The following is a 19,789-nucleotide window of genomic DNA, read 5'->3' as shown; positions in this document are numbered from 1 at the left end:
CCGACATGGCTGACCTGATCAAGCTCACCGCCGCCGAGATCGCGGACAAGATCGCTTCCGGCGCGGTCACCGCCGTCGAGGTGACCGAGGCCCACCTGGCGCGCATCGAGGCCGTCGACGAGAAGGTGAACGCCTTCCTGCACATCGACCGCGAGGGCGCGCTCGCCCAGGCCCGCGCCGTGGACGAGAAGAAGGCCCGCGGCGAGAAGCTCGGCCCGCTGGCCGGCGTCCCGCTCGCGCTCAAGGACATCTTCACGACGGAAGGTGTCCCCACCACCGTCGGCTCGAAGATCCTCGAAGGCTGGATCCCCCCGTACGACGCGACGCTGACCAAGAAGCTCAAGGCCGCCGACGTCGTCATCCTCGGCAAGACCAACATGGACGAGTTCGCCATGGGGTCCTCGACCGAGAACAGCGCCTTCGGCCCGACCGGCAACCCCTGGGACCTCACCCGCATCCCCGGTGGCTCCGGTGGCGGCTCAGCCGCCGCCCTCGCCTCGTACGAGGCCCCGCTCGCCATCGGCACGGACACCGGCGGCTCCATCCGCCAGCCCGCAGCCGTCACCGGCACGGTCGGCGTCAAGCCCACCTACGGCGGCGTTTCCCGCTACGGCATGGTCGCCTTCTCGTCCTCCCTCGACCAGGGCGGGCCCTGTGCCCGTACGGTCCTGGACGCGGCTCTGCTCCACGAGGTCATCGCCGGCCACGACGTGCTGGACTCCACCTCCATCGACGCGCCGGTTCCGCCGGTCGTCGAGGCGGCCCGCAGCGGCGAGGTCCGCGGTATGCGCGTCGGTGTGGTCAAGCAGTTCCGTGGCGAGGGCTACCAGGCCGGTGTGCTCCAGCGGTTCGACGAGTCCGTCGCGCTGATGAAGGAGCTGGGCGCCGAGATCGTCGAGCTGGACTGCCCGTCCTTCGACCTGGCGCTGGCCGCGTACTACCTGATCGCGCCGTCCGAGGCGTCGTCCAACCTGGCCCGCTTCGACGCCATGCGCTACGGCCTGCGGGTCGGCGACGACGGCACGAAGTCCGCCGAGGACGTCACCGCCCTCACCCGTGAGGCCGGCTTCGGCGACGAGGTCAAGCGCCGCATCATCCTCGGCACGTACGCGCTCAGCTCCGGCTACTACGACGCGTACTACGGCTCCGCCCAGAAGGTGCGGACGCTGATCACCCGCGACTTCGAGAAGGCCTTCGAGCAGGTCGACGTGATCATCTCGCCGACCACGCCGACCACCGCCTTCCCGATCGGCGAGCGCGCCGACGACCCGATGGCGATGTACCTCGCGGACCTGTGCACGATCCCCACCAACCTGGCAGGCAACGCGGCCATGTCGCTGCCCTGCGGACTGGCACCCGAGGACGGGCTGCCGGTGGGTCTGCAGATCATCGCCCCTGCTATGGCCGACGACCGGCTCTACAAGGTCGGTGCCGCGGTCGAGGCCGCGTTCACCGCCAAGTGGGGCCACCCACTGCTCGAGGAGGCACCTTCACTGTGAGCGCGAACGCCATGACCAAGAAGGCCAAGAACTTCAAGAAGTCCAAGGGCGGTCTGTACCTGTCGATCGGCAGCACCGCGTTCGGCGCCATCAGCGTCGCCAAGCAGGCGAAGCTGGCCCGCAAGGAGAGCGACACGCTGCGCCTGGTCGACGCCGCCGTCTCGGCCGCGGCGATCGTCACGGGCCTGGCGATCCTCTATCGCGAACTGAAGCGTCTGGGCGACGACGACGTCCTGCTGGGCTGAGAGGGAAAGTTTCACCGTGACAGTCACCGAACTGGTGTCGTACGAGGACGCGTTGGCCACCTTCGACCCCGTGATGGGTCTCGAGGTGCACGTCGAACTCGGCACCAAGACCAAGATGTTCTGCGGGTGCTCCACCACCCTGGGCGCCGACGCCAACTCGCAGACCTGCCCCACCTGCCTGGGCCTGCCCGGCTCGCTGCCGGTCGTCAACGCGATCGGCGTCGAGTCCGCGGTGAAGATCGGCCTGGCCCTGAACTGCTCGATCGCCGAGTGGTGCCGCTTCGCCCGGAAGAACTACTTCTATCCGGACATGCCGAAGAACTTCCAGACCTCCCAGTACGACGAGCCGATCGCCTTCGACGGCTACCTCGACGTACAGCTGGAGGACGGTGAGGTCTTCCGCGTGCAGATCGAGCGCGCCCACATGGAGGAGGACACCGGCAAGTCCACGCACGTCGGTGGCGCGACGGGCCGTATCCACGGCGCCTCGCACTCCCTCCTGGACTACAACCGCGCCGGTATCCCGCTCATCGAGATCGTCACCAAGCCGATCGAGGGCGCGGGCGAGCGGGCCCCCGAGGTCGCCAAGGCGTACGTCGCCGAGCTGCGCGAGCTGATCAAGGCGCTGGGCGTCTCCGAGGCCCGCATGGAGCAGGGCCAGATGCGCTGCGACGTGAACCTGTCGCTGCGCCCGAACGGCACCGAGAAGCTCGGCACCCGCTCGGAGACCAAGAACGTCAACTCCCTGCGCTCCGTGGAGCGGGCGGCCCGCTTCGAGATCCAGCGGCACGCCGCGGTGCTCTCCTCCGGCGGCTCCATCGTCCAGGAGACCCGGCACTTCCATGAGGAGGACGGCTCCACCACCGCCGGCCGCATCAAGGACAACGCCGAGGACTACCGCTACTTCCCCGAGCCGGACCTGGTGCCGGTGGCCCCCGAGCGCGCGTGGGTCGAGGAACTGCGGGCCACGCTGCCGGAGCTGCCGCGCCTTCGCCGCAACCGGCTGCGCGAGGAGTGGGGCATCTCCGAGCACGACATGCAGTCGATCCTCAACGCCGGCGCGGTCGACCTGATCACCGCCACCGTCGACGCCGGCGCGGACTCCGCCTCGGCCCGTAAGTGGTGGATGGGCGAACTGGCCCGCCGCGCCAACGAGGACGGCGTGGACCTGGCCGCCCTGCCGATCACCCCCGAGCAGGTCGCCCGGGTCACCGCCCTGGTCACCGAGGGTTCCCTCAACGACAAGCTGGCCCGCCAGACCATCGAGGGCGTGCTGGCCGGCGAGGGCGACCCGGACACCGTCGTCGAGAATCGCGGCCTGAAGGTCGTCTCCGACGAGGGCGCGCTGGGCACCGCCGTCGACGAGGCGATCGCGGGTAACGCCGCCATCGCCGACAAGATCCGCGGCGGCAAGGTCGCCGCGGCGGGCGCCCTGGTCGGCGCGGTCATGAAGGCCACCCGCGGTCAGGCGGACGCGGCACGCGTGCGTGAGCTGATCCTGGAGAAGCTGGGCGTCGAAGGCTGACGTTCGGCTGCCGCGCAGCGGCGTACTCGATGCGGTCCCCGGTCACGGGGGCCGCATCGAGCCGTTTCGGGGGGTCTTGGCGATTCGGGGAGAGGGCCGCTACCGCGAGGAATGCCGAGGCGGGGTCCCGTGCTGAGACGAGAGCAACAGTCTTGCCCGCACAGTGGAGGAACGCACGATGCAGCAGCACACTCTCGCCGCACGGCTCGGCCGGGTCGGGGTCTGGCACGCGGGGCTCGGGCTGGTGACGGCCGAGGTGGCCCGGGAGGCGGCGGCGGAGATCGAGGGGCTGGGGTACGGCGCTCTGTGGTTCGGGGAGGGGCGCGCCACCAAGGAAGCGCTGACGCACGCCGGATTGCTGCTGGCGGCGACGCGGCGGATGGTCGTCGCCACCGGCATCGCGAACATCTGGGCGCGGGACGCGACGGCGATGAATGCCGCCGCCAACACCCTCGCCGAGGCGTATCCCGGGCGGTTCGTCCTCGGGCTGGGGGCAAGTCACGCGCCGCAGGTCGGTCAGCGGGGGCATGTCTATGAGAAGCCGTTGGCGGCCATGCGGTCGTATCTGGAGGGCATGGACGCAACCGAGTACGAGGCGCCGCTGCCCGACGGGCCGGCGCCCCGGGTTCTGGCCGCTCTGGGACCGAAGATGCTGGAACTGTCCGGGAAGCGGGCGGCGGGGGCGCACACCTACTTCGTCACGCCCGAGCACACCGCGCAGGCCCGCGAGGTCCTGGGCTCGGGGCCGCTGCTCGCCCCGGAGCAGGCCGTGCTGCTGGAGACCGACCCCGCGGCCGCTCGCGCGCTGGCGCGTGAGCACCACACCCGCTTCTACCTCACGCTGCCCAACTATGTGAACAGCCTGCGCCGACTGGGCTTCGGGGACGAGGACTTCGCCGGGGGCGGCAGCGACCGGCTGGTCGACGCGGTCGTGGCGTGGGGCGATGTGGAGGCGATTCACCGGCGGGTGCGGGAGCACCACGCGGCGGGGGCCGATCATGTGGCGATCCAGCCGCTGGCGCCTCCGCGAGACCTGGGGCTGAGCCAATTGCGGGAGTTGGCACCGGTGTTGACAACTGAGTGAGGGTGGCCGGGCCGCTCCGCGCGATGTGCGTTCGCCGGCATGTGGGGTGCCGGCGAACGCGATTCCGGCGCGCCGGCCGGTGTGCGTACCAGCTACGGCAGGCCGTGGACGTGCGGGCCGACCGCGTTCGACCACGCGTTGCCGCTCGCCGCGTCCCAGTTGGTGGACCAGGTCATGGCGCCGCGCAGCCCCGGATAGGTCTTGGCCGGCTTGAAGGAGCCGCAACCGGTGCCGCGGGTCAGGCAGTCCAGGGCGGCGTTGACGACGCCGGGGGAGACATAGCCGCTGCCCGCGCCACGGGTCGAGGCGGGCAGGCCCAGGCCCACCTGTGAGGGGTCGAGGCCGCCTTCGAGCTGGATGCAGGCCAGGGCGGTGAGGAAGTCGACGGTGCCCTGGGAGTAGACCTTGCCGTCGCAGCCGAGCATCGAACCACTGTTGTAGTACTGCATGTTGACGACGGTCAGGATGTCCTTGATGTTCAGCGCCGTCCGGAAGTAGCCGCCCGACGTGGACTGCATGTCGATGGTCTGCGGGGCCATCGTGATCACGAGCTTGCTGCCCGCCTTCTGCGACAGGATGCGCAGGGCCTGCGTCATGTAGGTCGGGTTGAGTCCGTTCTCCAGGTCGATGTCGACGCCGTTGAAGCCGTACTGCTGCATGAGGCCGTAGAGGCTGTTGGCGAAGTTCTCCGCGGAGGCGGCGTCGTTGACGGAGACGGTGCCCTTCTCGCCGCCGATGGAGAGGACGACGGACCTGCCGGCCGCCTGCTTGGCCTTGATGTCGGCCTTGAACTGGTCGACGGTGTAGCCGCCCAGGCCCGCGGAGTCGAGGTTGAAGGTGACGGCGCCGGGTGTGGTGGTCGCGTCGGCGAAGGCCACGGCGATGATGTCGTACCGGCTCGGCACGTCACTGATCTTCTGGACGGTCGCGCCGTTGTTGAAGTTCTGCCAGTAGCCGGTGACCGCGTGCCGGGGGACCGAGGGGTCACCGCCGCTGCCGGCGGACGTGGTGGCGGTGACCTCGGCGGAACGCGCCGACTCGCCGGCCGTGTTGGTCGCGGAGACCCGGAAGCGGTACGAGGTGGCCGCGGTCAGGCCGGTGACGGTCGCCGAGGTGCCGCTCACGGCCTGCACCTTGGTGCCGTCGCGGTAGACGGTGTAGCCGGTGGCTGCGGTGACCGCGTTCCAGGTCAGCGCGATGGAGGAGGAGGTCACGGCGCCGACGGTGACGCCGGCGGGCGCCGACGGGACCTCCGGGCCGGGGTCGGTGCCGCCTCCGCCGTCCGGGCCGAAGACGCTGAGGTCGTCCGCGTGGTAGGCGCCCTGCCCGTACCAGCCGTGCGTGTAGACGGTCACCGAGGTGGTGCCGGGGCCGGTGGTGAAGCTGGTGCCGATCTGCTGCCAGCCGGTGCTGCCCGGGGTCCAGGTCGAGACGTCCGTGGTGCCGGTGCCCGACACGCCCAGGTAGGCGTACGAGCCCTGGACGTAGGCGCTCAACCGGTACGTCGCACCGGGCTTGACCGCGACGGTCTGGGAGCACTTGGCGTGGTCCGACGCGGTCGGGGTGGCCTTCAAGGCGCTCGCCCCGCTGTGGACAGGGCTGCTGACGGGTGCTCCGCTCGCCCCGGAACAGGTCCAGTTGCTGATCCCGGACTCGTATCCGGCGTTCTTCGCGACGTTGACGTCGGCCAGGGCGCCGGCGCTCGCCGGGGCGGCGGTGGCCTGGACGCCGGCGGCGCCCAGCACCACGGCGGCGAGGGCCGCCAGGAATGCGGTGAACACGCGTCTGTGACGGGAGGGTCTGGTGCGCTCGATGCGTGGCATGGCTGTCTCCGGTGCCGAAGGGAAACGCAGGAGAACTGCACGAGACGGTGGCCACCGCTTCTGCGCACAAAATGGTTCAGACCAATGCTGTTGTCAAGTGGTCGCGCAGTGGCGGGTGTTGGAGCCTGCGCGGCCCGGCCGGCGCCAGCGGTGGACCGTGGGTGCGGTGTCGTGTCGGTGCGGGTGGTACCGCACCGGTCGAGGCCGCACGGCAGTGCCCCCGCGCTCGCACGGAACGCGGGGGCACGGTGTGCTGCGAGGTCAGTGCTGCCGTGCCTTGCGGCGGCGGATCACCAGGTAGCCCCCGGCCGCGACGAGCGCTGCGGCCACGGTCGCCAGCGGCCCGACGGGTGCGCCGTTGCCGGTCTCGGCGAGGTCGCCGCCGGCCGGCGCGGACGCGGATGTCGTGGGCGACGCGGACGACGAGGAGGAGGGGACGGTGCCCGCGGGAGCGGACGCCGTGGGCGTGGCGGACGGGGGCGTGGACGGTGACGGCGTGCCGCTCGGGCCGTCGTCCTCGCAGTCGGTCCAGAAGACCTTGTGCTTGGCCCGGCCGTGCTCGCCGGCGAAGTTCCAGAACAGCTTGTAATGGCCGTCGGGCAGTGACAGGTCCGGCGTACGGCCGTGCCCGTCGCTGCGGAGCGTCAGCGAACCGGTTTTCGCGGTCTCGCCCTTGACTCCGGCGGTCGGGGCCCACGCCTCGATGCGCCAGTCGATCTCCTGGCCGGCGTCGAAGCCGAAGGCGTCGAGGTAGAAGGTGCACACGTGAGGTTCGTTCTTGCGAAGCTCCTCACCCGTGGTGGCGTCGTGGATCTTCACGGTGCCGTTGTCGCCGGGAGTGGCGTGAGCGGACGGGGCGAGGAGCAGGGCCACGGCGACGGGGGCCGCGAGCAGACCTGCGGAGACAAGCGGGCGCATGGGCAGTCCAACGGTGAATGAGGTGGGTTGCCGTGGGGGGCGGCTCAGCTTCCTGCTACCTCAGGAGGCGGTCAAGCCTCGCCACGACACTTATGCTGCAGAAGGCGTCGCTCGCACCATTAGTCCCGCGTAACGATCGGGAACGGCGATCCCGCGGCCCCGAGCGCCCCTGAAGAGCGGCAGTTCGGGGCGCTGGTCACCTGCGCATTCGCCCCGGAGAGCTGCCGGATCCTTCAACGGGCCGGCCGCAGCCGCCCTCGGCACCCCTCAGTGGACCCGTCGGTAGCAGCTGCCGTCCCTGGTCCGGGACAGCAGTCCGGCGATGACCAGATAGCGGCGCAGTGCCGAACAGTCCTCGTGGACCGTGCGCAGCGCCTCGTTGACCTCTCGCTCGACGTACTCCCGGTCCCGCTCGAACAGGGTCTCGGTGAGATGGACGAGCAACTGCTCGCGACGGGCCGCCTTGCGGGGGATCGCCGTCAGCCGCCCGCCGGCGAAAAGGGCGGCCACCCCGTGGGCGCCGCCCGCACTGTTGTCAGGCATGCCGGGCAGCCTCCCCCGTCGTCCGTGCGCCGGCAACGCATTTTCCGCGTCGCCACGCCGCGGGAGCCGCCCCGGGCCGGGAGCCGCCCCGGGCTCCCGGCCCGGGGCAGCTGTTCCCAAAGTTGTCACCCGGGTACCTATCGCGGTCTACAGCCGTCCGCTACCGTCCCCGTCGCGCCCTCTCAATGGCCTGCGCGGCGACCATTGGTGACGGGGCTTCGGGCAGGGCTGTCGAGTGGGAGGTCTGGCGTGGCACCGGAGGTATCTCGTAGACGGGTGCTGGGAGTTGGCGCGGCGGCGGGCGCCGCGGTGGCAGGGTCGCTGCTGCCACCGTCGTTGCGGCAGGCGATGGCGGACGACGCGGCGCGGCCGGTGCGGGGGAGTGGCGGGATCGGCGACATCAGACATGTCGTCGTGCTGATGCAGGAGAACCGTTCCTTCGACCACTATTTCGGCATGCTCCGCGGGGTCCGCGGCTTCGCCGACCGCAACGCGATCGAGCTGCCCTCCGGTACCGGCGTGTACGAGCAGCCCGGACCCCTCGGCCTCGGCACGGTGCTGCCCTTCCCGGTACGGGCCGCGGCCGCGGCGCAGAAGAAGGATCTCCAGTACATCGGGGCGCTGGATCACGGCTGGGACGGCGGATCCAAGGCGTGGAACGGCGGGTGGATGAACAACTGGGTCACCGCCAAGACCGCGGCGACCATGGCGTATTACGACCGGCAGGACGTCCCGCTGCACTACGAGCTCGCCGACACCTTCACCATCTGCGACGCCTATCACTCCTCCATCCACTCCTCCACCAGCCCCAACCGCAACCACCTCGTGAGCGGCTGGACGGGCTTCGAGCCGGGCACCGGCAAGCGCGCGGTGGGCAACGACGCCTACGAGGAGGACACCCACACCGGCTACACCTGGCCGACGTACGCCGAGCGCCTGGAGAAGGCCGGCCGCAGCTGGCGTGTCTACCAGGAGTGGGACAACTTCACCGACAACAACCTGGAGTTCTTCGCGACCTTCAAGGCCGTCGCGAAGAAGGCGCTCGCCAAGGTGGACGGTGCGGCGAACATGACCGCCTTCTACGGGAAGGTGGCGGGCGCCGACGCGGCCGAGCGCGCGCGGCTCCAGGGGCTGCTCGAAGAGGGGGTGCGGGGGCTGAGCCGCGCCGAGCGGAGCCTCTTCGAGCGCGCGCTGCGGCGCGGCGAGCCGGACACGACGGCGACCGCCTTCGCCGCCGACGTCGCCTCCGGCAAGCTGCCGGAGGTCTCCTACATCGTCCCGTCGGCCGCCGACTCCGAGCACCCCGGCTCGTCCTCACCCGTCGAGAGCGCCACCATCGTCTACAAGGTCCTGGACGCGCTCGGCAAGAACCCCGAGGTCTGGCGGCACACCGCGCTCTTCCTGACGTACGACGAGAACGACGGCTTCTTCGACCACGTGCCGCCGCCGGTCCCGCCGGCCGGGACGGACGGGGAGTTCTGGGACGGCCGGCCGACCGGGCTCGGCATCCGCGTGCCGATGATCGTCATCTCGCCCTGGACGGTCGGCGGTCATGCCTGCTCGCAGGTCTTCGACCACACCTCGATCACCCGGTTCCTGGAGCGGTGGACCGGCATCGAGGAGCCGCAGATCTCCCCGTGGCGGCGGACCGTCTGCGGCGACCTGACCAGCGCCTTCGACTTCTCGCGCGGACACCGGCGGCCGTCGGTGGAGCAGCCTGGCGAGATCCCGGCGTTCAGCGGGCGGTGGGCGCCGCTGCCGCCGGCGCGGCAGGCGCTGCCGCAACAGGAGCACGGCAGCCGGCCGGCCCGCGCGCTGCCGTACCAACCGGACGCGGACGGCGGCTTCGACGCGGGCGCCTCGCTCTTCCGCCTGGCGGTACGCAACACCGGCAAGGCCGCCGCACATCTGGCCCTCTACCCGTACGCGAAGGAGTACGACGCTCCGCAGCACCGCGACGTGGCGGGGCCCGGGGAGTGGGCGGTGCCGGTCAAGGACGGCGCGTACCGTTTCACGGTGACCGGGCCGAACGGGTTCCGCCGGGAGTTCGCCGGCGCGGGCACGGGCGCCGCGGCGGCCGTCAAGATCAGCTCCTGGATCGACGCCGGCCGGCGGGAGATCCATCTGACCGTCGTCAACCGCGGCGGCACGGACCTCACCCTCACCCTCGCGCCGCTCGCCTACTCCGACAGCTCGCCCCGCACGCTCAAGGTGAAGGCGGGCAGCACCCGCACCGTCGCGCACGCCACGGCGGACGCGCACGGGTGGTACGACCTGGCCCTGAAGATCACCGAGGACGGCGCCTTCCACCGCCGGCTGATGGGGCACATCGAGAACGGCAAGGAGTCGGTCACGGGCTGACCGCGACCGAGTTCCCCGTCGTGTCCCCTTTGTGGGGAAGTCCACAAAGGGGACAAAGGATCTTTTCGGGCTGCCACCCTGCAGAAGAGGCAGGCCCGACACTCCTTCGTCACCGCGATGAGACCTCCCGGACACCCTCCGGGGCCGGACCCGCCACGCACCCGTTCACCACGCGCTCGGCACCACCCGTCACCCGGGAGTTATCGACGCACAACCCGGGAAGCAGACGAGGTCCGTGACCGCTCTGGCTCGGTGGTGCCTCAGGCGCCGCATCGTTGTGATCGTGCTCTGGCTCGCCACCTTCGCGGGGGTCGCGGTGGCGGCGGGGGTGGCGGGATCCGCCTACTCCAACAACTACGACGTCCCCGGGACCGAATCCGGGCAGGCCACCGCCCTGATGGCGAAGGCGTTCCCCGACCGGTCCGGCGACAGCGACACCCTCGTGTGGCACACCGACTCCGGAACCGTTCGCTCCGGCGCGGTCGAGAAGAAGATGGCGCACACCCTCGACGAGATCGCCGGGCTGCCGGGCGTCTCCACCGTCCAGGGGCCCTACGGGCCGCAGGGTGAGCAGCAGATCAGCCAGGACGGGCACACCGCCTACGCCTCCGTCGTCTTCGACGTCCCCACCGACCAGCTGGACGCCGGCCAGGTCCAAGAGGTCGTCGACACCGCACAGGCCGCGTCGGGCGACGGCCTCCAGGTCGAGCTGGGCGGCGCCGGCGTCGCCCTGACCGAGGCGCCGAAGGCCCAACTGGCGGAGATCATCGGGCTGGGCGCCGCCGCCGTGGTCCTCTTCCTCGCCTTCGGGTCGCTCGCCGCGACCTTCCTGCCGATCATCACCGCGGTCGCCGCCGTCGGCACCGCCTCGGCCGGCATCACCCTGCTCAGCCACGCCATGACCGTCGCCGACTTCGCGCCGATGCTCGGCATGCTGATCGGCCTGGGCGTCGGCATCGACTACGCCCTGTTCATCGTCACCCGGCACCGCAAGGGCCTCCGGGAGGGGCTATCCGTCCAGGAGGCCGCCGAACGGGCCGTGACGGTGTCCGGGCGGGCGGTCGTCTTCGCCGGCGCCACCGTCTGCATCGCCCTCCTCGGCATGCTGATCCTGCGGCTCAACTTCCTCAACGGTGTCGCGCTCGCCGCCTCGCTCACCGTCGTGCTGACCGTCGCCGCGTCCATCACCCTGCTGCCCGCGCTGCTCGGCGTGATCGGGAAGCGGGCGCTCAGCCGCCGCGAACGACGGCAGCTGGCCGAGCACGGGCCGCGGCCCGAGCACCCCACCGGCTTCGCCGCCCGCTGGTCCGGCTTCGTCGAGCGGCACCCCAAGCTGCTGGGCGCGGTGGCGGCCGCCGTCATGCTCGTCCTCGCCCTGCCCACCTTCGGCCTCCACCTGGGCACCTCCGACCAGGGCAACAACCCCGCCACGTCCACCACCCGGCAGGCGTACGACCTGCTGGCGGGCGGCCGCGGCGCCGACGGCGGCTCCGGGAGCGGCTTCGGGCCCGGGGTCAACGGCCCGCTGACGCTCGTCGGCTCCCTCGACGGCGCCAAGGACCGGCTGGCCTTCGACAGGCTGCCGGACGAACTGCGCACCACCCCCGGGGTCGACCGGGTCGGCGGCCCGGAGTACGACGGCAGCGGAAGCACCGGCGTGATCACCGTGGTGCCGACCAGCTCACCGCAGTCCCAGCAGACCTCCGACCTGGTGGAACGGCTGCGCGCCGACGTGCTGCCCGAAGCCGAGGGCGCGACGACGATGGACGTCCACGTCGGCGGTGTCACCGCGAGCTACGACGACTTCGCATCCGTCATCGTCGACAAGCTGCCCCTCTTCGTCGGCGTGGTGATCGGCCTCGGCTCGGTCCTGCTGCTGCTGGCCTTCCGCAGTATCGGTATCCCGCTCAAGGCGGCGGTGATGAACGTCGCGGCCGTCGCCTCGTCCTTCGGGATCGTCGTCGCGATCTTCCAGTGGGGCTGGGGGAGCGAACTGCTCGGCCTCGGAAGCGCGGGCCCCATCGAACCCTTCCTGCCGGTCATCATGGTGTCGGTGCTCTTCGGCCTCTCCATGGACTACCAGGTGTTCCTGGTCAGCCGGATGTACGAGGAGTGGCAGCTGACGCGCGACAACCGCCGGGCGGTGCGCGTCGGGCTGGCCGAGACGAGCCGCGTGATCAACTCCGCGGCGGTCATCATGATCGCGGTGTTCGGGGCGTTCGTGCTCAGCGGCGACCGGATCATCGCGATGTTCGGCATCGGCCTGGCCGCTGCCGTCGCCCTGGACGCGTTCGTCCTCCGTACGCTGCTGGTTCCCGCCCTGATGCACATGCTCGGCGGAGCCAACTGGTGGCTGCCCGCCTGGATGGACCGCCGGCTGCCCCGCCTCAGCATCGAACCGCCGCCGGAACCACTCGATCCGGTTTCCCTGCCCGGCCCCAGGGAAATGGAGAAACCCCTGGTCAGGGCGTAGCACACCGAGGGGCGGCGGGCCGCTGCGAGGGCCGGTCCTCCGACTGCCGCGGTGGTTCTCATCGGACTCTCAGACGCGGCCCCTACGGTCGCGACCATGGGAACGACCAGGACGACCGACAAGCGAACCGACGACGAGACCGTGCCGGCCCAGGCCGCCAAGGCGGCCGAGGGGACCACGGAGGCCACCGGTAGCGACGCGACCGGTGAGGCTGCCAAGGACACCAAGGTCGACACAGGCACCACGACCACCAAGAGCACCGCGTCGACGGACACCGCCGACGCCGGTGGGAAGGCCGACGTCCTCACCGAGCACGACGACGACAGCGACCTCGACGCCCTCGACGACACCACGACCGCCGACGAGGAGCACGCCGCGCGCGCGGGCACCACGGCGGTCGCCGCCGGCGCCGGTGCCGTCGTCGCCGCGGGCCTCGGCCTCGCCTCCGTGACCGGCACCTGGCTGGGCACGCTGATGGCCGAGCGGCAGACCCTGATGGGCCAGATCAAGCTCCAGTCGGGCAAGGCCACCGACCAGATCTCCACCGTCTACGGCACCCCGTGGCACACCACCGCCCTGGTGAACGGCGTCTTCGCGCTGCTCGCCGTGATCGTCGCCGCCGTGGTGCTGACCCGGCCGCGCAGCACCTGGGTGCGGGCCGTCGCCTGGGGCGGACTGGCCCTCGGCGTCCTCGGCATCCTCATCTCCGGAGGCATGTACCTCGACCTCTTCGGAAGCCTGCCGAGCATTCCTAAGGGTGCCGCACCCGGCCAGTAAGCCGCTCGCGGGCGCGGGGGCCGGTCCCTAAGGAGCCCCCGGCCCCCGGCGCGGGAATCTAAGGACGCGCGAGCACGGAGATCGGGCACTCTCCCGATGTGGTGGACCCCCCTGGGCGACGAGGCTTGAGGTCATCGACGAGCGACCAGCCGTCGAGCCACCGCCTCACCATCGCCAGGGAGAGTCACCGTGTACACCTCCGAACTCGACATCCGCGTCCGCTACGAGGAACTGCGCCGCGAGGCCGACCGGCAGCGCCTGGTACGCCAGGCGACCGAAGGGCAGCGCGCCGGACACGGCGCCGCCGCCCGCTCAGGAGCGAACGAAACCGAAGGGCGGGTGAGGGGAAAGCGGGGCCTGCGCACGCGCGTACGCCGCGCCGCCGCCTGACCCGGGCCACAAGTGCCCGCCCGCTCCCGGCCGACCCGGCCACCGCACGCCCGGCCCCAGGTGCCCAGCGCACCGGGCCGGGCGTTTCGCCTGCCGAAATCCGGTGCCCGATTGTCAGACCGGTGTGCCATGCTCGGCGACGTGGAGACCAGGTCCGTCAGTCCCGTGTTCGTCGGCCGTGCGGCCGAACTCGCCGCGCTGGGCGACGCGCTCGCCCACGTCAGGACATCCGGCGAGCCCCAGGCACTGCTGATCGGCGGCGAGGCCGGGGTCGGCAAGACCCGGCTCATCGAGGAGTTCACCGACAGCGCCCGCGCGCAGGGCGCCCTCGTCGCCGCGGGCGGCTGCATCGAGATCGGCTCCGAAGGGCTGCCCTACGCGCCCTTCTCCGCGATCCTGCACACCCTCAATTGGCACCTGCGCGACGAACTCGCCGCCGCCGTCGCCGGACAGGAGGGCGAACTCGCCCGCATCTTGCCCGAGTTGGGGGAAACCGCCGAGACCCACGACGAGGAGACCGGCCGCGCCCGCCTCTTCGAGCTGACCGCCCGCCTGCTGGAGCGGCTCGCGGCGCGCCGCAGCCGGGACGGCGAGCGCGAGGGCGACCGCGTGATCGTGGTCGTCATCGAGGACCTGCACTGGGCCGACCGCTCCACCCGCGAGCTGCTCGCCTACCTCCTGCGCGCCCTGCACGACGCCGACGTCCTCCTCGTCGCCACCTACCGCTCCGACGACATCCACCGCCGCCATCCGCTGCGCCCCTTCCTCGCCGAGATCGACCGGATGCGCACGGTCCAGCGCGTGGAGCTGGCCCGCTTCAACCGGGCAGAGGTCCGCTCCCAGATCGCCGGAATCAACGGCAGCGACCCGGAAGAAGCCACCGTCGACCGGGTCTTCGCCCGCTCCGAGGGCAACGCCTTCTTCGTCGAGGAGCTCGCCCGCAGCATCGCCGACGGCTGTCTGCACGGCCTCAGCGACCCGCTGCGCGATCTGCTGCTGGTCCGCGTCGAGGCGCTGCCCGAGCACGCCCAGCGCGTGGTCCGCACCGCCGCCGAGGGCGGCTCCACCGTGGAACACGAACTCCTCTCCGCCGTCTGCGGGATGCCCGAGGACGACCTCATCGAGGCACTGCGGATCGCCGTCGGCAGCAACACCCTGGTCCCGACCCAGGACGGCACCGGCTACCGCTTCCGGCACGCCCTCGTCCGCGAGGCCGTCGTCGACGACCTGCTGCCCGGCGAACGCACCCGCCTCAACCGCCGCTACGCCCAGGCACTCGAAGCCGACCCCTCACTCGTCCGCTCCGACGTCTGCGCCGCCCGCCTGGCCAGCTACTGGTACAAGGCCCACGACCCCGCCAAGGCACTGCCCGCCGTCCTCGCCGCCTCCGTCCAGGCCCGCCGCCGCCACGCCTACGCCGAACAGCTCCGGCTGCTCGACCGCGCCCTGGAGCTGTGGGACGACGCCCCCAAGGAGGTCCGGGGCGCGGTGCGTCCGGTCGACTACGCCGAGGCGTATCCGGCCTGCGGCTGCGACGACGACGCCCTGCGGTTCCTCGATCTGCTCGCGGAGATCGCGGTGGCCGCCCGGCTCTCCGGCGACAGCGAGCGCGCCTTCACGATCACCAAGCGCGCCCTGCGGTCACTGCGCGAGGGCAGCGACGCTCCCGGAAGCTCTCAGCACGGCGCGAGCGGGGGCGACCCCCTTCGCACCGCCTGGTTCCTGGTGCAGCGCTCCCTGCTCGTCCAGCGCACCGGCCGCGGCGACGGCTGGGCGGACCTGGGCACCGCCCAGGAGCTGATGCGCGGCCTGCCGCCGTCCTCCGTGCACGCCGCCGTGATGGCCCACGTCGCCAGCTGGGCGGTGCTCCACGAACCGGGCCCCGGCGCGTTCGCCAAGGCCGAACGCGCCGTGGAACTCGCCAAGTCGGTCGGCGACGAAGAGGCCGAGCTGAACTCCCGGCTGACCCTGGCCGGCCTGCGGGTCGAGGCCGGAGAGGTCGACGACGGCCTCGCGGACTTCCGTACCGCACTCGACCTCGCCGTCGACCGCGGCTACTTCGCCGTCATCGGGCGCGGCCACGTCAACCTCCCGTCCCTGCTGGAGGGCGTGGGCCGCTCCCGCGAGGCCGTCGAGGTCACCGACCGCGGCCTCGAACTCACCACCCACTACGGCCTCAAGGACAGCACCAGCTGGGTGGCCGGCAACCGCGCCGAATCGCTGCAGTCCCTCGGCCGCTGGGCGGAAGCGGGCCGGGTCGCGGCCGAGGCCCGCGACCTCGCCCAGAGCGCCCGCCCGCTCGCCCTGGCCGCCAACCGCCTCGCCGCCCTCGCCCTGGACCGGGGCGAATCGGCCGACGCCGAGCGGGAGTTGGCCGTGGCCCAGGAGCACTACGGAACCCACGACACCCAGCCACAGCACGCCGTCCCCATGGCCCGCCACGCCCTGCGCATCGCCGCCCGCCAGGGCCGCATCCTCGACGCCCGCGCCATCCTCCAGCAGACCCTGGACACCGGCTTCCCGCCCGGCATCCAGCGCTATGCGTGGCCGCTGCTGTGGTCCGCCACCACCGCGGAGTCCGATGCCCGCGGCCTGCCCGCCGCCGAGCCCGGCCGGGCCAGGATCCTCGCCCGGATCCGGGACGCCGCCAAGAAGCTGCCGCGTCTGTCCCCCGTCTGCCGTTCCTACGGCCTCGCGGTCGACGCCGAACTGCTGCGCGCCGAGGGCCGGGAGGCGCCGGACGCCTGGGCCGAGACGGTCGCCTCCTTCGAACCCCTGGAGCGCCCGCACGAACTCGCCTGGGCCTGCTACCGCTGGGCCGAGTCCCTGCTGCACGGCGCCGAGCGGGCGACCGCGGGCCTGCACGGCCGTACGCCCCGGGAGGCCGCCGTCCTCCTGCTCACCCAGGCGCACACCGCCGCCGGACAGCTGGGCGCCCGCCCGCTGGCCGACGAACTCGAACTCCTCGCCCAGCGCGCCAGAGTGCCGCTCCCGGGGCTGGCGGCGGCCACGGCTCCGGCCGCCGCCCGGAACGGCTCAGTGACGCCCGGACCGCCACCCGTCGCCGTGCCCGCGGAATCGCTCGGCCTGACCCCGCGCGAGCGGGACGTGCTGCGCCTGGTGGCCGACGGCCGCAGCAACCGCCAGATAGCCGACGCCCTCTTCATCTCCCCGAAGACCGCCAGCGTGCATGTCTCCAACATCCTCGCCAAGCTCGGCGTCTCCGGCCGCGGCGAGGCGGGCGCCGTGGCCCACCGGCTGCGGCTGTTCAGCGAGCCGGCACCGGACGGGGCCGTGGCGGCGCAGTAGCGACCCAGCGATCACTCGCACACGCCCCGCAGACCGTTGGGGGCCCGGCACCCGCACAGGCACGACAGCGGCATCCCAAGCGGTATCCCAGGCGCCGCCCCCCGCGGTCGCGGCCGACGGCCCAGATCAGCTCGCGTCGTCCGGAGCCTCTCGGCTCCGCGGCGCGCGGACGACGACCGTGCCGGAGGCGAGGTCTATCGGCCCCTCCCCGGGGTCGCCGTCGCCCACGTCGTCCACGACGAGCGACATCTTCTGCCGCTCCTCGTCCGTGTGCTTGCGGCCGGGTGCGAACAGTTCCTCGACGACGTTGAACACCGTGCCCCCTCGCGACGTGGCCCGTCCCCCTGCTCCGAGTGTAGGCAGGCCCGCCGAAAAGGGATCAGCTCACCTCGAGGTGGAGAATCCGGTCATCGCCCTTGCGGGGCTCGCCCCGCCCGTCGGTGTTGCTGGTGACCAGCCACAACCCGCCGTCCTCGGCCGCCACGACGGTCCGCAGCCGCCCGTAGTCGCCGTCGAGGAACGCCTGCGGCTCCGCCGCCGCCTTCGTCCCGTCCAGCGGGATCCGCCACAGCCGCTCGCCGCGCAGCCCCGCCATCCAGATCGAGCCCTTGGCGTAGGCGATGCCGCTGGGCGAGGCGTCCGCGGTCTTCCACTGGGCGACCGGGTCCACGAACGTCGATCCCGCGTCGCCCTTGCCCTTGCCCTCCACCTCCGGCCAGCCGTAGTTCTTGCCCGGCTGGACGAGATTGAGTTCGTCCCAGGTGTCCTGCCCGAACTCCGAGGCCCACAGCCGCTTCTCGCCGTCCCAGGCCAGCCCCTGCACATTGCGGTGGCCGTAGTCGTAGACCACCGAATCCGCCTCGGGATTGCCGTGCGCGGGCTCGCCGTCCGGCGTCATCCGCAGAACCTTGCCGCCCGGGGAGTCCTTGTCCTGCGCCAGCCCGGTGTCGCCGGTCTCGCCCGTACCGGCATAGAGCATCTTGTCCGGGCCGAACGCGATCCGCCCCCCGTTGTGGATCTGCCCCTTGGGGATGCCCTTGAAGATCGTGTCCGGAGCGCCGAGCTGATTGCCCGCGGGCCGCTTCTCGTCGTAGATCATCCGGACGATGCGGTTGTCGGACGCGGTGGTGAAGTACGCGTACACCTGGTGATCCGCGCCGAACGTCGAAGACACCGCGATTCCCAGCAGGCCGCCCTCGCCACCGGCTTCCACACCCGGCACCGAGCCCAGCTCCGTCTTCTTCCCGCCGTCCGCCGCCACCTTCACGATCGTGCCGGTGTCGCGGGAGGCGACCAGCAGATCACCGCCGGGCAGCGGCGCCACGCCCCACGGCGACTCCAGGCCGGTGGTCAGCGTGGCGGTCACCTTCACCGACCCCTTGGCGGCCACCGACGGCGACGGTGACGCGCTCGGCGAGGCCGGCGCGGAGGCACCGGGGCTGCGGGGCGGGGCGGAGGAGGCATCCCCGCCGTTCTCGGTTTTCTCGCCACCGGAGGAGCAGCCCGCTGCCAGGAGCAGCGAAGCGGCGGCCAACACGGCGGTCTGGGAACGGCGTTGCACGGCAGGGGTCCTCTCGTCGGCAGGGCGTGGACAAGGACACCACATCGCGCGCCCCACCGCCGCGCCTTATGGCTTCCGGGCCCACTTCCACCAGCCATGATCTGCCGACAGGGGGAGCGGCGCGACCCGGACCGGAGCCGGGCCGAGGCGCCGTAGGAGGGTCCTTCACGGTGCGGCAGGCCCTGCCGGGCGTCGCGCCACGCTCAGTACCACGACCCCCGGGCCGGCGGCAGCGACGCGATCTCCGCCAGATCCTCGGGGCCGAGCACCAGATCGGCGGCCTTGGCGTTCTGCACCGCCCACCGTTCCTTCTTCGTGCCCGGCACCGGGACGACATGGCGTCCCTGCGCCAGGACCCACGCCAGCGCCACCTGCCCCGGCGTCGCGCCGTGCCGGGCGCCGACCCTCCGCAGCCCGGCCACCACCGGCTGGTTCGCCGCCATCATCTCGGCGGTGAAGCGGGGGTGGCGGGCCCGCAGGTCCTCCGGTTCGAAGCCCTGCCCCGGGGTGAGGGTGCCGGTCAGATAGCCGTTGCCCAGCGGCATCGCCGCCAGGAAACCGACCCCCCGCGACTCGCACCAGGGCAGCAGCGCCTCCAGTGCCTCCGGCGACCACACCGACAGCTCGGCCTCCACGCTGCTGACCGGGAAGACCTGCTGCATGCGCTCCAGTTGACGCAGCGTCCCGTCATGCATCCGCGAGCCGGCGCGCGCCCCGCCGCCGGCCGCCGACTGCCGGGCCGCACGGGTCTGCCGGACCGCCCGCGCACCCACCGCGCACAACCCCAGCGACCGCACCTTCCCGGCCGCCACCAGTTCCGCCATCGCTCCCCAGGTCTCCTCGACGGGCACCTCGGGATCGGCCCGGTGCAACTGGTAGAGATCGATGCAGTCGGTCTGCAGCCGCCGCAGCGACGCGTCGCAGGCACGCTTCACATAGCCGGGCCGCCCGTTCGCGACGATGTGCTGCTCGCCGACCAGCAGACCGCACTTGGTCGACACGAACGCGTCCCGACGCCGCTCCTTGAGCGCACGCCCCACCAGCAGCTCATTGGTGAACGGCCCGTACATGTCAGCGGTGTCGAGCAGACTGCAGCCCCGGTCGAGCGCGGCGTGCACGGCCCGCAGCGAGCCTTCACCGCTGCGCTGCGACTCGGTGTACCCCCAGCTCATCGGCATACAGCCAAGCCCGATAGCACCCACTTCGAGCGCCGCCGCACCGATTGTCCTGCGCTCCACCTGGTTGTGCCTCCGTCCCCTCGCCCCCGGTCAAGGGCCTGTC

15 protein-coding genes are annotated in these 19,789 nt (G+C 71.9%); 9 read left to right on the top strand and 6 right to left on the bottom strand.

The window, feature by feature from the left end; all coding sequences use genetic code 11:
* The first annotated feature begins 5 nt into the window (after window positions 1-5).
* From gatA to ACH4FH_RS20535, 4 genes are all read left to right on the top strand, one after another.
* Entirely contained in the window at window positions 6-1,499 is a 1,494-nt protein-coding gene (gene gatA, locus ACH4FH_RS20550) for an Asp-tRNA(Asn)/Glu-tRNA(Gln) amidotransferase subunit GatA (protein WP_398557295.1), read from the top strand.
* A gap of 11 nt (window positions 1,500-1,510) precedes the next feature.
* Complete coding sequence (locus ACH4FH_RS20545) at window positions 1,511-1,744, top strand: hypothetical protein (protein ID WP_398557371.1); 234 nt, start codon at window positions 1,511-1,513, stop codon at window positions 1,742-1,744.
* 16 nt (window positions 1,745-1,760) lie between these two features.
* A complete protein-coding gene (gatB, locus tag ACH4FH_RS20540) occupies window positions 1,761-3,269 on the top strand; it encodes an Asp-tRNA(Asn)/Glu-tRNA(Gln) amidotransferase subunit GatB (RefSeq protein ID WP_398557294.1) in 1,509 nt (502 codons plus the stop codon).
* A gap of 178 nt (window positions 3,270-3,447) precedes the next feature.
* A complete protein-coding gene (locus tag ACH4FH_RS20535) occupies window positions 3,448-4,353 on the top strand; it encodes an LLM class F420-dependent oxidoreductase (protein ID WP_398557293.1) in 906 nt (301 codons plus the stop codon).
* 92 nt (window positions 4,354-4,445) lie between these two features.
* On the opposite strand, the gene ACH4FH_RS20530 is transcribed toward ACH4FH_RS20535, so the two are convergent.
* The 3 genes from ACH4FH_RS20530 to ACH4FH_RS20520 form a co-directional block, all read right to left on the bottom strand.
* The gene (locus ACH4FH_RS20530) at window positions 4,446-6,176 is read right to left on the bottom strand and encodes a chitinase (protein ID WP_398557292.1); all 1,731 of its coding nucleotides are present in this window, start codon (window positions 6,174-6,176) and stop codon (window positions 4,446-4,448) included.
* 261 nt (window positions 6,177-6,437) lie between these two features.
* Window positions 6,438-7,094, bottom strand: coding sequence for an LPXTG cell wall anchor domain-containing protein (locus ACH4FH_RS20525; RefSeq protein ID WP_398557291.1), 657 nt, complete (start codon window positions 7,092-7,094; stop codon window positions 6,438-6,440).
* A gap of 267 nt (window positions 7,095-7,361) precedes the next feature.
* On the bottom strand, window positions 7,362-7,637 hold the full coding sequence (locus ACH4FH_RS20520) for a DUF2087 domain-containing protein (RefSeq protein WP_398557290.1): 276 nt from the start codon (window positions 7,635-7,637) through the stop codon (window positions 7,362-7,364).
* Window positions 7,638-7,886: 249 nt separating this feature from the next.
* Between ACH4FH_RS20520 and ACH4FH_RS20515 the strand changes: the two genes are divergently transcribed.
* The 5 genes from ACH4FH_RS20515 (at window position 7,887) to ACH4FH_RS20495 (ending at window position 16,947) form a co-directional block, all read left to right on the top strand.
* Window positions 7,887-9,998 carry a phosphocholine-specific phospholipase C gene (locus tag ACH4FH_RS20515; protein ID WP_398557289.1) on the top strand — a complete coding sequence of 704 codons (2,112 nt, stop codon included), beginning with the start codon at window positions 7,887-7,889 and terminating at the stop codon, window positions 9,996-9,998.
* Between the two features lie 235 nt (window positions 9,999-10,233).
* The gene (locus tag ACH4FH_RS20510; RefSeq protein WP_398557288.1) at window positions 10,234-12,471 is read left to right on the top strand and encodes an MMPL family transporter; all 2,238 of its coding nucleotides are present in this window, start codon (window positions 10,234-10,236) and stop codon (window positions 12,469-12,471) included.
* A 96-nt stretch (window positions 12,472-12,567) separates the two neighbouring features.
* A complete protein-coding gene (locus ACH4FH_RS20505; protein ID WP_398557287.1) occupies window positions 12,568-13,248 on the top strand; it encodes a hypothetical protein in 681 nt (226 codons plus the stop codon).
* 189 nt (window positions 13,249-13,437) lie between these two features.
* The gene (locus ACH4FH_RS20500) at window positions 13,438-13,638 is read left to right on the top strand and encodes a hypothetical protein (RefSeq protein ID WP_398557286.1); all 201 of its coding nucleotides are present in this window, start codon (window positions 13,438-13,440) and stop codon (window positions 13,636-13,638) included.
* A gap of 129 nt (window positions 13,639-13,767) precedes the next feature.
* On the top strand, window positions 13,768-16,947 hold the full coding sequence (locus ACH4FH_RS20495) for an AAA family ATPase (protein ID WP_398557285.1): 3,180 nt from the start codon (window positions 13,768-13,770) through the stop codon (window positions 16,945-16,947).
* Between the two features lie 126 nt (window positions 16,948-17,073).
* Here ACH4FH_RS20495 and ACH4FH_RS20490 read toward each other — a convergent pair whose 3' ends face one another.
* The 3 genes from ACH4FH_RS20490 to ACH4FH_RS20480 all read right to left on the bottom strand — a co-directional run bounded on the left by ACH4FH_RS20490 (window position 17,074) and on the right by ACH4FH_RS20480 (window position 19,746).
* Window positions 17,074-17,262, bottom strand: a complete 189-nt coding sequence (locus ACH4FH_RS20490) for a DUF6191 domain-containing protein (protein WP_398557284.1) — start codon at window positions 17,260-17,262, stop codon at window positions 17,074-17,076.
* 64 nt (window positions 17,263-17,326) lie between these two features.
* Window positions 17,327-18,508: a PQQ-dependent sugar dehydrogenase gene (locus tag ACH4FH_RS20485; RefSeq protein WP_398557283.1), complete on the bottom strand. Its 1,182-nt coding sequence runs from the start codon at window positions 18,506-18,508 to the stop codon at window positions 17,327-17,329.
* A gap of 203 nt (window positions 18,509-18,711) precedes the next feature.
* The gene (locus ACH4FH_RS20480) at window positions 18,712-19,746 is read right to left on the bottom strand and encodes an aldo/keto reductase (RefSeq protein ID WP_398557282.1); all 1,035 of its coding nucleotides are present in this window, start codon (window positions 19,744-19,746) and stop codon (window positions 18,712-18,714) included.
* Between the last annotated feature and the right edge of the window lie 43 nt (window positions 19,747-19,789).

It is taken from the genome of Streptomyces sp. NPDC017993, from assembly GCF_044328065.1.
In the GTDB taxonomy this organism is placed as follows: domain Bacteria; phylum Actinomycetota; class Actinomycetes; order Streptomycetales; family Streptomycetaceae; genus Streptomyces.
Note: the sequence above shows the minus strand (reverse complement) of the source record. Positions and strands in the feature narration are given on the sequence as shown.